Annotated in this window: 9 protein-coding genes; 1 reads left to right on the top strand and 8 read right to left on the bottom strand. The window is 64.9% G+C overall.

The window, feature by feature from the left end:
* The first annotated feature begins 546 nt into the window (after positions 1-546).
* Complete coding sequence (gene ppc / locus AC1DJT_RS25855) at positions 547-3378, top strand: phosphoenolpyruvate carboxylase (protein WP_476835162.1); 2832 nt, start codon at positions 547-549, stop codon at positions 3376-3378.
* Between the two features lie 54 nt (positions 3379-3432).
* On the opposite strand, the gene AC1DJT_RS25850 is transcribed toward ppc, so the two are convergent.
* The 8 genes from AC1DJT_RS25850 to AC1DJT_RS25815 all read right to left on the bottom strand — a co-directional run.
* Positions 3433-4398, bottom strand: a complete 966-nt coding sequence (locus AC1DJT_RS25850) for a diguanylate cyclase (protein WP_476835161.1) — start codon at positions 4396-4398, stop codon at positions 3433-3435.
* A 70-nt stretch (positions 4399-4468) separates the two neighbouring features.
* The gene (gene cheB, locus AC1DJT_RS25845) at positions 4469-5488 is read right to left on the bottom strand and encodes a chemotaxis-specific protein-glutamate methyltransferase CheB (protein WP_476835160.1); all 1020 of its coding nucleotides are present in this window, start codon (positions 5486-5488) and stop codon (positions 4469-4471) included.
* A gap of 22 nt (positions 5489-5510) precedes the next feature.
* Positions 5511-7796 carry a hybrid sensor histidine kinase/response regulator gene (locus AC1DJT_RS25840; protein WP_476835159.1) on the bottom strand — a complete coding sequence of 762 codons (2286 nt, stop codon included), beginning with the start codon at positions 7794-7796 and terminating at the stop codon, positions 5511-5513.
* On the bottom strand, positions 7793-8497 hold the full coding sequence (locus AC1DJT_RS25835; protein WP_441507881.1) for a chemotaxis protein CheW: 705 nt from the start codon (positions 8495-8497) through the stop codon (positions 7793-7795). Before AC1DJT_RS25835 ends, AC1DJT_RS25840 begins: the two co-directional genes overlap by 4 nt.
* The gene (locus AC1DJT_RS25830) at positions 8497-9750 is read right to left on the bottom strand and encodes a CheR family methyltransferase (RefSeq protein ID WP_441507882.1); all 1254 of its coding nucleotides are present in this window, start codon (positions 9748-9750) and stop codon (positions 8497-8499) included. Before AC1DJT_RS25830 ends, AC1DJT_RS25835 begins: the two co-directional genes overlap by 1 nt.
* 11 nt (positions 9751-9761) lie before the next feature.
* On the bottom strand, positions 9762-10226 hold the full coding sequence (locus tag AC1DJT_RS25825) for a chemotaxis protein CheW (RefSeq protein ID WP_441507883.1): 465 nt from the start codon (positions 10224-10226) through the stop codon (positions 9762-9764).
* A gap of 129 nt (positions 10227-10355) precedes the next feature.
* Positions 10356-11993 (bottom strand): methyl-accepting chemotaxis protein, encoded by a 1638-nt coding sequence (locus AC1DJT_RS25820; protein ID WP_476835158.1) that lies wholly within the window; start codon positions 11991-11993, stop codon positions 10356-10358.
* Between the two features lie 454 nt (positions 11994-12447).
* The coding region (locus AC1DJT_RS25815) for a hypothetical protein (RefSeq protein ID WP_476835157.1) at positions 12448-12718 on the bottom strand (271 nt) is incomplete at its 5' end.

Below are 12718 nucleotides of genomic sequence, written 5' to 3'. Positions count from 1 at the left end.
CCTTTAGTTCGGCCAGACGCGGTTCAGTAAGCGGAAAAGGTCTGACCAAGTATGCAACCAAAGTCCCTAGTTCTTGGCGCCTTCTTGCGTCGCATCACATCAATTCACTGAGATACGCCTATCGATCAAAATGAACCAACCCGAACTGTCACTCAATCACAACGGTCGAGAGCGGGAATTTCGGCTCGGTAATTACCACCACAAGTTACCTATAAATTACATTTAAACATAAATATCTTAAAATTTATACGAAAATATACATACATCACTGGCGAAACAATCAACCAATAGATTACATGCAAGCCAACATCGACCCGCCCCTACGGTACTTCTGCAATGCGCAGAGTATTCATCGCCCAGGCATCATCCGCTGGTCCCGACGTCAGCGCGCCGGCGGCCGCGTGGAACCAGCGCTGGGTTGCCTCTGTTTCAGGCAAAGCAATCAGACGAATCGACTTTCGGCGAAACTGGCTGCGCGATCACCGGCCTTGCGTCCGCCGCACGCGTTGCACTGCACAATGAAAGCTTGGCAAGGCAGCATGAGTCATGCTGCCTTGGCCGGGAACGCCACCTGTCGACCCTTTTCCTCGCGAGGCGCCCGTGCCTGTCACCGCCATCGATCCGCGGCCAAATCCAATCGCCGGCCCCGCCGACGCCCAGCCCCTGTTCGAGGATATCCGGCTGCTCGGACAGATCCTCGGCGACACCGTGCGGCAGCAGGAGGGCGAGCAGACCTTCGAGCTGATCGAAGCGATCAGGCGGCTCTCCGTCACCTTCCAGCGCAAGGCCGATGTCGAGGCCGGTCGCGATCTCGATACGCTGCTGGCGCGATTGAGCCCGAAGGAGACCGTTTCGGTCATTCGCGCCTTCACCTATTTTTCGCATCTCGCCAATCTCGCAGAGGATTGCCACCAACTCCGCCGACAGGCCGATCTGGAGGCCGTTGACGCCCATCCCGAGGGCAGCCTGGCGCATAGTTTCGACCTGTTCGCGCAGGCAGGCGTCAGGGCGCCGGCGATCGAGCGCGCCCTCTCGCGCAGCCTGGTGTCGCCCGTGCTCACCGCGCATCCGACCGAGGTTCAACGCAAGAGCATTCTCGATGCCGAGCGCACCATTGCCGAGCTGCTCGCCGCCCGGCCCACCCTGCGCGGCGCGCGCGCCCGTACCCGCAACGAGACGGCGCTGCGGGCCAGCATCGCCCAGCTCTGGCAGACGCGGCTGTTGCGTTACTCCAAGCTCGCCGTGCGCGACGAAATCGAGAACGTGCTGAGCTATTATCGCGCGACGTTCCTGCACGAGATCCCGCGCCTCTATGCCGAACTCGAGGAGCTGCTCGGCGCCCGCGTGCCGAGCTTCTTCCGGATGGGAAGCTGGATCGGGGGCGATCGCGACGGCAATCCCAATGTCACCGCCGAAACCCTGCTGATGGCGGTTCGCCTCCAGGCAGAGACGGCGTTGCGTCATTACCTGACCGAGGTTCATGAGCTCGGTGCCGAACTGCCGGTTTCAAACACGCTGGTCGGCAGCACGCAGGCGCTGCGGGACCTTGCCGATCGCTCGGGTGACGACAATCCCCACCGCGCCGACGAACCCTATCGCCGCGCCCTGATCGGCATCTACGCCCGGCTGGCTGCGACCCTGCGCAAGCTGACCGGCACCGAGGCGCTCCGTCATGCGGTGGCGCCGAGCGCGCCCTATTCAGCGCCCGCGGAATTCGTGGCCGAGCTGCGCATCGTTGCCGACAGCCTGCGATCCCGCCATGGTAGCCTGCTCCTGGGAGCGCGGCTCTCACCCCTGCTGCGCGCGGCGGAGGTTTTCGGCTTCCATCTGGCGAGCATCGATTTGCGCCAGAGCTCGGACAAGCACGAGGCGGTCATTGCCGAACTCCTGGCCACGGCCCGCGTCGAGCCACGCTATGGCTCTCTCACGGAAGACGCCAAGCGCGCCTTGCTGCTCTCCCTGCTGGCCGATCCGCGCCCGCTTCGCGTGCGCAACGCCGCCTACACCCCGCAGACCGAGGGAGAGCTTGCGATCTTCGAGGCGGCAAAACAGGTCCGCGCCGATTTCGGCACCGATGCCATCCGCCACTACATCATCAGCCACACCGAAACGGTCAGCGATCTGCTGGAGGTGGTGCTGCTGCAGAAGGAATGCGGCCTGATGGCGGGCACGCTTGCGCCCGGCGAGGCGACGCAGCCCCGTGTCGAGTTGATCGTGGTGCCGCTGTTCGAGACCATCGGCGATCTGCGCGCGGCCGAGCCGATCATGCGAGGCTTCTACGACCAGCCCGGCATCGAGGCGCTGATCCRCAATTCCGGCGGCGAGCAGGACATCATGCTCGGCTACTCCGACAGCAACAAGGATGGCGGCTACTTCACCTCCAACTGGGAACTMTATCGCGCGTCGACGGCGCTGGTCCGCTTCTACGAGACCAAGCCGGGGCTGACACTGCGGCTGTTCCATGGCCGCGGCGGCACTGTCGGGCGTGGTGGCGGGCCGAGCTATCAGGCCATCCTCGCCCAGCCTTCCGGCACCGTGAAGGGGCAGATCCGCCTGACCGAGCAGGGCGAAGTGATCAATGCCAAATATGCCAACCCGGAGATCGGACGGCGCAATCTGGAAACCCTGCTGGCAGCGACGCTGGAGGCCACCCTGCTGCAGCCGCACAACGAGGCGGCGCCCGAATTTCTCGACACCGCAGCCGAACTCTCCGTGCGCAGCATGGCCGCCTATCGGGCGCTGGTCTATGGAACGGCCGGCTTCACCGACTACTTCTATTCAGCCACGCCGATCACCGAGATCGCGGAGCTGAATATCGGTTCGCGCCCGGCGTCGCGAAAGGCGACGCGCTCGATCGAGGATTTGCGCGCGATCCCCTGGGGTTTCTCATGGGGCCAGAGTCGCTTGGCCCTGCCCGGCTGGTTCGGATTCGGCTCCGCGGTCGAGGGCTTCATCGCCGCCGCGCCGGCCGAGCGCATCGCGCTGCTGCAGCGCATGAGCGCGCAGTGGCCATTCTTCCGCACACTTCTGTCCAATATGGACATGGTCCTGGCCAAGGCCGATCTCGGCATTGCCCGGCGCTACTGCGATCTCGTTCCGGATCGCGAGCTTGCCCAGCGCATCTTCACCGAGATCGAAGCAGAATGGACCCGGACGGTTCAGGCGATCACGACCATTACCGGCGAAACCCAGCGCCTGGCCGATAACCCGGCCCTGGCGCTGTCCATCATCCACCGCTTCCCCTATATCGCCCCGCTCAACCATCTCCAGGTCGAGCTCCTGCGCCGTTGGCGCTCCGGCCAGATCGACGAGAAGGCCCGCCGCGGCATCCTGATCTCGATCAACGGCATCGCTGCCGGGCTGCGCAATACCGGGTGAGCAGCGCGCGTCAGTCCGACAGTGTCGGCCCCGGAAGGTGCCGGGGCGACGACGCTACGGCACCGCGGAGATTTCCGACGAGACCGAACGATCGCGCCCCTCGTTCTTGGCGCGGAAGAGCGCGAGATCGGCGGCATTGACCAGTTTCGCCGGCTCTCCGCCTTCGTGAGGCATCGTCGTTGCCATGCCCACACTGATCGTGACCCGGCCCGTGCCGTGCGCGATGTTCAGATCCCGTACGCCCTGAACCAGCCGTTCCGCCACGTATCTCGCGCCTTCCTGCGGCACATCCGTCAGAATGACGACGAACTCCTCGCCGCCGAAGCGCGCCGCCAGATCGGTCGAACGGGTGYAGCCGCCCTGGATCACGTTGGCGACCTGTTTCAGCACTTCATCGCCGGCGAGATGGCCATACGCATCATTGTAGCGCTTGAAGTGATCGACATCGATCATCAGGACAGACAGCGGATGCTGCGTGCGCAGGCAGCGTCTCCACTCCGCCGCAAGATACTCGTCGAAATAGCGGCGGTTCCCGAGTCCGGTCAGCCCGTCGATCCGCGTCAGGCGCTCGAGCTCGAGATTGACCCGCATCAGCTCGCGCTGGCTTTCGCGCAGCGCCCGATAGGCCTCGTCACGCTGGACATGATCGAGATAGGCGCGGGTGTGGTAGCGCACCCGAGCGATCAGTTCGAGCTTGTCGGGGAGCTTGACGAGATAGTCGTTCGCGCCCGCCTGGAAGGCCTCGCTCTTAGTGGCGGGATCTTCCTTGGTCRAGAGAACGATGACGGGAACATTGTGGATCGACGGGTGCTTGCGATACTGCCGCACCAGGTCCAGCCCGTCGACGCCCGGCATGACGAGATCCTGCAGGATCACGGTCGGCTTCACCTGTTCGGCCACCTTGATCGCCGCCAAGGGGTCGGTGCAGTAGTGGAAATCGAGATCGGGCTGGTTGGCCAGCGCCCGCCGCACGGCTTCGCAGACCATGACCTGGTCATCGACGAGCAGGATCATGGACATGTAACTGTCCGCCGGCGGGGGCACGGAAGACATGGTGAGGGTCGGTTCGCCTGTCATCAAGACAACCTCTTCAGAACGACTGACGGCATGCCTCGACAAGGCGTGGCGCAATCGCGGCAAGTGGTAGAATTTCGGAAGCTGCATCGATCGCAGCGGCCGCCTTGGGCATTCCGTAAACGGCGCTCGTCGCCCTGTCCTGTGCCAGGGTCAAGTATTTCCTGTCGCGCAGGAGCTTCAACCCGCGGGCGCCGTCCCTGCCCATGCCGGTCAGCAACACGCCCACCAGATCTCCCTGCCACCATTGCGCAACACTCTCGAAGAACACATCGACCGATGGCCGGTAGACGTAGTCGCGCGGTTCGGACCTATAGCCGAGGTCATGGCCCGATTTGAAGACCAGGTGATCGCCACTTGCCGCGATCAGCACGGTCCCCGGTTCGGGCCTGTCGCCTTCGATGGCGGGGCGCACGGAAAGAGCGGTGTGCTGGCCCAGCCAGCTGGCGAAGCCCGGCACGAATTGGGCATCGAGATGCTGGACGAGAATGAGAGCAGCGCGAAAGCCGCCCGGCAGTCCGGCCAGGAGTGTGGCCACGGCAGCGGGGCCCCCCGCCGACGCACCGATCGCGATCAACTGCTGCGCCGACGGTGCAGCGGTGCGGGCCGGCGCCGTCGTCCGGACGACGGGCGCGACATCACGCGAGAGCCGGCCGATCATCGCGATCCTGGCCAGCAGCGCCGCCGATTGAGCTTGGGCATTGCCGTCGGCCCCCACGCTGKGAATGTCGACCGCGTCCAGCGCGCCATGGCCCATGGCGTCATAGACGCCCGAGACATTGGCATCGACGCTCGCGGTCACCAGCAGAATGGGACAGGGCGTCTCTGCCATGATCCGCTGGGTGGCCGCGACGCCATCCATCTCGGGCATGTTCAGATCCATCAGGATCAGATCCGGCCTGTCGCGTCGGCACGCCTCCACCGCTTCGCGCCCGTTCACCGCGATCCAGGCGACTGCATGCTCGGTTGTCGAAACGACGATGCGCCGAAGCAGCTCGACCGCCATCGGCAGATCATTGACGAGGCCGATCCTCATGAACCTCTCTCCGTGCTGCCGCTCAGCCCCATGCTTCACCGATCAGGTCGGCGACGGCATGGATCAAAGTCTCGTCGTGGAAACTGCCCTTGGTCAAATAATAGTCCGCACCGGCATCGAGCCCGCGGCGGCGGTCTTCTTCCCGGTCCTTGTATGACACGATCATGACCGGYAGGTTCCGAAGCCCGCTATCCTTCTTGATCAGTGTCACGAGCTCGATGCCGTCCATACGGGGCATGTCGATATCGGTGACCACGAGATCGAACGGCTCGGATCGGACGGCGTTCCAGCCATCGATGCCGTCGACCGCGACCTCAACCTCGTAGCCGTGATGATCGAGCAGCTTGCGCTCCAGTTCGCGCACGGTGAGTGAATCGTCGACGACCAGGACGCGCTTGCGCCGCTTCTGGCCAACGCTGGCAACGACGCGCTCCAGGGTCTTGAGCCTGCCGGTCGAGGCGAGCTTCTCCATCGAGYGGATCAGATCATCGACGTCGAGGATCAGGACGGGTGAACCATCCTCCATCAGGGCCGCAGCGCTGATGTCCTTGACCTTGGCGAGCCGTGGATCGAGCGGACGGACGACGAGATCGCGCTCGCCAAGGAAGCGGTCGACGACCAGCCCATAGGCCCCGCCCCCCTCGCCGACCACGACGACAGCGAGATCGACAGAACCCGATTGCGGTTCGTCACGCCCCAGGACCTCATGCGCCGTGACCAGTCCGACCTGCCGCTCCTCAAAGCGGAAATGCGGCCTGCCCTCGAGGATCTCGATCCGCTCCCGCGGCAGCATCAGCGTCCGCGTGATCCCGGCCAGCGGAAACGCATAGGGTTCGCCGTCGATCTCGACGAGCAGGGCGCGGATCACCGAGAGCGTCAGCGGCAACTGAAGCTGGAAACGCGTCCCGGCGCCGAGCTCCGACGACACGGTCACCTGCCCCCGGACCTGGCGTGCCATCGCCTGCACGGCATCGAGGCCAACGCCGCGTCCGGAAATGTCACTGACGCTGCCCTTCATCKAGAAGCCAGGCAGGAACAGGAACTCCAGGAGTTCGGCCTCGCTCAGGCTCTGCGCCGTCTCGGCCGTCGTCAGCCCCCGCCTGCTGGTCGCAAGGCGCAGCGCGTCGAGATCGATCCCGCGGCCATCGTCGACAACGATGATCTGCAACAGCCCGGCATTGTGCCGGGCCTCGAGCTTGATCAGGCCTTCTTCCGCCTTTCCTGCGGCCCGCCGCTCCTCGGGAGGTTCGAGCCCGTGATCGACGGCGTTGCGCAGGAGGTGCCCGAGCGGGGCATCGAGTTCCTCGAGGATGTCGCGGTCGATGCTCGTCGAGCCGCCGACGATCTCGAGGCGGACCTTCTTGCCCAGGGTTCGCCCGATATCGCGGACGGTCCGCGAAAAATGCCGGACGCCATCGTCGAAGGGGCGCATCCGGCTGGCGAGCGTCTCGTCATAGAGCCGATTGGCGAGATCGGTGGCGCGCCGGTCGACGGCATCGAGCTCGTCGAGGCGCTGCGCCAGAATAGCCTGGCTTTCCCCGAGCTTGAGCTGAGCCTCGGCGAGCGCCTGCAGGGCCCTGACATCCGTCGTCACCGCCGGCATCGCGGCGCGCAGCGCGTCAAAGCTCTTGGCAAGATCGGTCTGGACGCGCCTGAGGCGCAAGAGCCCATCGTTGAACGGTCTGAGGCGCCGGGCCGACATCAGGGACTCGCCCGCGAGCCCGAGCAGCCGGTTCAGGCTTTCTGCCGTGACGCGCACCATGCGGTCCGACCCCGGGCTTCCCGGCGTCTGGGATAGCGCCGGCGCGGATCCGGCAGCCGGCTCCTGGGCTCGAGCGGGCGGAGCTTCGCTGGAATGATCTCTCTCCGGAGCCGCCGCAGGGAGCTCGTCATTCACGTCCGGCCCCGAAGCCGAGGAGCCAGGCTGCTGAAGCGCCTGCGCGAAGCCTGCGATTCTGCGCTGGATCTCCTCTTCGCCAGGTCCCGGCTCAGTGGCGATCGCGGCCAGCAGATCGACGCCCTTCAGAAGCGCATCGATATGGGCGTGATTGAGCCTGACCTGCCCGCGCTGGGCAGCAACGAAGCACTCCTCCATCTCATGCGCCACCTGCACCGCAGGCGTCAGATCGATGATCCGGGCCGCGCCCTTGAGCGAATGGGCGGCGCGCATGCAGGCTTCGAGATGAACGGCCGCGACAGGATCGCGCTCAAGCGCCAGCAGGCCTGCTGTCAGCGCCTGCGACTGCGAGTCGAGTTCGGCGCGAAACAGGTCCAGCATCGAGAGCTGGCTGAAATCCTCGCCGCTCATGCGATACTCCGGTCGATCATGGCGAGCAGCGGTGCCTCATCGAGGCAGCCGACCGTGCGCCCCTGCCAGGACAGCATGGCCTGGATGACGGTCGAGGCCGATTTGCCGATCGTTGCCGGTACCGCGATCAGGTCGCGCTCCCCATAGGAATGCATGCCGTGCACCTCGTCGACCTCGAAGGCGACGCGCCTCTCATCCCTGCCAATCACGATCAGACGGCGAAACACGGCGATCTTGCCACCGCCTGAACTCTGCCCGCCCGTATTGATGCCGAGGAGCTCCGGCAACGACATGCAGATGAGCAGTTCGCCCCGGACATTGACGATGCCCAGCACTGCGCCGGTCCGGCGATGGGGCAGCGAATGGATGCGGCGCGGCTCCGCGATCTCGTGACAGGTCGTCGTCGGGAGACCGAGCCATTCCTCTCCCAGACGAAAGAGAACGACGCTGCGAGCCCCACCCTCGGCCTCGGGGCGCTCTGCAGCTCTCGCGAAATGCTGTGCCCATTCCTCGGAATAGCCCGCAGGCAAGGGGCGATCGAGCAGACTGCGTGCGATCTCCGCATGGGTCGGGCAGTTCCGACAATGCAGATGCTCCCGCAATTCCGGACAGGACCTGTCCCCGCTGACACCGATCTGGCGCCAGCACTCATTGATGCCCTGTCCCTGCTCCGTCGCTTGCATGCCGGCCGTGACGGACATCAGACGTCACTCCTCTTCGCAATCCGGTCGAGCCGGTCGGTCAGCGCCTTGGCTCCGGCCTTGTCGCCTTGCCGCTGCAGCAGGAGCTTGAGCTGGACGAGCGCCTGACGATGGTCGGGTGCAAGATAGAGTGCCTTCCGGTAATTCTGGATCGCGTCCGACGGCGCGTCATCCGCATCATGGGCGAGGCCAAGCAGGTAGAAGACCTCCGGTGACGGCCCGAATTCCTCGAGATGGCTCGCAGCGGCGCGCTTGACCTCACCGAGGCGGCCGGCATTGGCGGCGTGCTCGATGGTGGCAAGGCTCTTGGCTGCCGGGTCGGGCGCCGGCGAAGCAGCCTCTCCTGGTGCGGTCTTCTGCGCGAAGGGGCGCACGCGCGGAGGCGGCGCGATACGCCGTGGCGCTTGTGCGGGCAGTGGCGTCGGACGCGACCTCCGTACGGGAGCCGCTGCCGGCGCTTGCTGCACAGCGCTTGCCTTGATGAAGGCGAAGGCCCTGGGGAAGCGCACCGAAGCGAAGCCATGCAAGGTCGGCAATCCGGACTCGGCCGGCCCCACCAGCAACAGGCCCTTGTCTGCGAGCATCTGCCTGAGCCGGTCCAGTGCCAGCCCCTGCGTCTCGCGATCGAAATAGATCAGCAGGTTGCGGCAGAAGATGACGTCGTAAGGTTCGGCCCTCGGCTGCGGGACCGGCCCGAGCAGGTTGCCGAGCGTGAAGCAAACCTGCCGGCGGACGCGCTCATGCGGGCGGAAGCCGCCTTCGACCGCATCGAAATGCCGGTCGCGATAGCCGAGTTCCTCGCCGCGGAAGGAGTTGCGCCCGTAGACCGCACGTTCGGCATAGACGAGATTACGCGTGCTCACATCGACGGCGTCGATGCTGAATTCCGTTGCCTCGAAGCCCGCGTCGAACAACGCCATCGCCATGGAATAGGGCTCCTCGCCCGTCGAGCATGGCAGACTCAGAAGTCTGAGCGGCGTCCCGGAACCCCGGCTTTCGCGAGCCTGGCGCGTCATCGCCGCGAAGGCCTCGCGATCCCGGAAGAACCAGGTCTCCGGCACGACGACCGCATCGATCAGCTCCTGACGCTCGGTGCGGTTCTCGCTGAGATAACTCCAATAGGTGTGGAGGTCCGGCATCTCGCAGTCGGTCATCCGTCGCTTGAGCGCATGACGAATTACCGAGGCGCCGACCGTCTCGCTGCTGAGCCCGATCATCTCCCTGAGAAGCTGTTCGAACGCCCCTGTGCCCATGGCCCTGTCCATCAGGAATGCGTCGCGGGCTGCTGGAACAAGATCTCACGGATCGCTGGGGATAGCAGGGCTTCCGCCCGGATCCTCTGGATCAGCCCCTTGTCGTCGGAAGCGACCGGGCCGAGATAGGGAGGCATTCCAGCCTCGACACCCGTGGCCACGAAATCCGCCGGATCGCGCTCGACGGTCTCGATCGCACGCTCGGCAATGAGCCCGAGCAGGGCGTGCTCGCCTGCACCGACCGGATAGCGCACGAGGATGATCCGCGTGCTCAGCAGGGGGGCAGCAGCGCGCCCGAGCGCGAGCAGGCTGAGATCGATCAAAGGCACCGGTGCGCCCCGGTAGTTGATGGCTCCGACGACGCCGACCGGCGCAGCCGGCAGGGCTTTCACGGTGAGCAGGGGCAAGACCATTTCGACCTGCCGGGCATCGAGCAGATAGCGGTCCTGACCCAGGCGGAACATCAGAAACAGCATCGGACGGGGCTCGGCTCGCCTGCTCCTGCGACAGCATCAGACCGGATATCAAATCCGGCCTGATGCTGTCGCACTTTGTCTTTGCATCCGCTTTTACGAAAACCGGTATCCACTTTTCGGGCCGATGCTCTACGCGCGAAGTTTGAAACGCGAGATGCTGCTGCGCAGCCCGCTCGAGACCTGGTTCAGTTCGTCGATCGCGAGYGTGGATTGCTGCAGCGACTCGACCGTCTGCTGGGCGGCTTCGCTGAGCTGCGACAGGGCTTCGCTGATCTGGCCGGCACCGGTTGCCTGCGCCTGCATGCCCTCGTTTGCCACCTCGAAGCGCGGCACCAGCCCCTGCACCTGTTCGATGATCTCCGACAGCTGCCCGCCGACCTGCTGCACCTCCTGCATGCCGCGGCGCACCTCCTCGGAGAACTTGTCCATGCCCATCACGCCGGCTGCGACGGCCGACTGGATGTCCTTGACCATTTGCTCGATGTCGTAGGTCGACACCGCTGTCTGGTCGGCGAGGCGGCGGATCTCCGTCGCCACGACCGCAAACCCCCGGCCGTACTGACCGGCCTTTTCCGCCTCGATCGCGGCATTCAGCGAAAGCAGGTTGGTCTGGTCGGCGACCTTGGTGATGGTGGTGACGACCTGATTGATGTTGCCCGCCTTCTCGCTGAGGATCGCGAGCTTGGCATTGATCGCGCCGGCCGCCTCCATGACGTGGCGCATCGTCGTTTCCATGCGCGACAACCCGGCCTGCCCGCCTCCGGCAAGCACCGCAGTCTGCTCGGCGACCACAGAGACCTCGTCCATGGTGCGCACGAGCTCGTTCGAGGTCGCGGAGATTTCCTTGGCGGTCGCGCCGATTTCCGTCGTCGTCGCGGCGATCTCGCTGGCCGTCGCCTGCTGCTCCTTGGAGGTCGCGGCGACTTCGGTGATCGAGGTGTTGACCTGGATGCTGGATTTCTGAACCTGGCCGATCAGGCCGGCGAGATCGTCGGCCATGGCGTTGACGCCGTCGGCCAGCGTGCTGAACTCATCGCGACGCTGGAGCTCGAGCCGCGCGCTGAAATCTCCGCGGCGCATGAGATCGACGATGCCGAGCAGCTTTCCGAGCGGCACGGTGATGGCGCGAAACAGCAGGTAGCCGCACAGCGCCGCGAKCGCGAGCGCGACCAGGAAACTGACGGCCAGGCCCAACTCCGCCGTACGCACGATCGAGACGATGCGCTKGGTCGATTCATCGGCCTCCGACTTGTTGTACTCGACCATCGCCTGCAGGCTTGTCCGCAGCTTGGCAGCAATCGGCTCGAACTCGCTCCGGACTGCGCCGCGCTGGTCAAGAGCCTGACCGCCGGCCGCAGCCTGTTTGCCTGCGGCCACGATCGCGTCTTCGGCCGGAAAGACCTGGTCGAAAAGCTGTTTGACCAGGGCATAGTTCTGGCGATCCTGCTCGGAGTCGAGCGTGCCTTCATAGGACTTCAGCAGGCCGCGCAGCTGATCGCGATTGGCGAGCATGGCGTCGGCAATCCTGGCCTTGTCCGCGGCCACGTCCTCGAGCACGAATTCGCGCAGGAGGCTGCTGGCCTCCGTCCATGTCGTCATCAGCCGGGTGCTGAAATAGAGAGCCGGCACCGTGTTGGTTTCGACCCTGGCCGCTTCGCGCTCGGTCTGAACGAACCAGAGATAGGAGATGGCGGCCATCGCCGACATCACCGCCAGGACCGCAGCAAAACTCACGAGAATGCGGCGGCGTATCGTCAGGCTCTTCATCAGGTTCGTTCCATCGTCCAGACACGCATCGAGGAGCAGCGTCGGTTCGACCGGCCGCCGCTCTCTGGCGAGGAGGCCGAATCAACTGTCGTGACAGGCTACCCTGAAGGTGCTTGCTCTCCGGTGAACTGCAGACGCTGCCTGAAGAGCTCTTAAGAAAGCGCTAGATCGATGGCCCAAAGGCGAGTCGAAGACGGCGCCGATGACGGTTGGCGCCGCGCTTGGCTGGCGAGCCTGCCCGCCGCTTCCGTCCGATGCCGGATCGTCACCGGACCCGGAGCCGAAGCAACGCCTGAGAGGTTGCCTGCCTTCGACGAGCCATCATCGGTCTGCCCTAGCGGCACATAACGGTCTCGGTGTGGTGACGAACCATAGGCCGACCGCACCGACTTACTGTATCGCACTGCGGGTGTTACAGTATCAAAGTTCTAGGCAGAAGCGTTTGGAACGACTGTCAGGACCTATCGAGCATCACCTTTGCGATGAGGTCACTGGATGACGGCGTCTGCGAGAGTTCTTCGATGGGCGATGTCGCCCTTCGGCCAGCTGTCAGGTCATCGGGCCGAAGCCAAAGGGCTACAGGCGCGCTCTCATCCCGGTCTGCGCGACGCCGATCACGCCTGGCCCCGCCGGGGCAGCGATCAAGATCGGGGATGTCACGCTCGATCGGCATCACACGGTCACTGACGAAATCGGCGAAACCTAGACCCGCTGCGCCATAGAGC

The sequence above is a fragment of the Allobosea sp. 05T422_2 genome, assembly GCF_056396265.1.
This window is presented reverse-complemented; position numbering and strand designations above follow the sequence as displayed.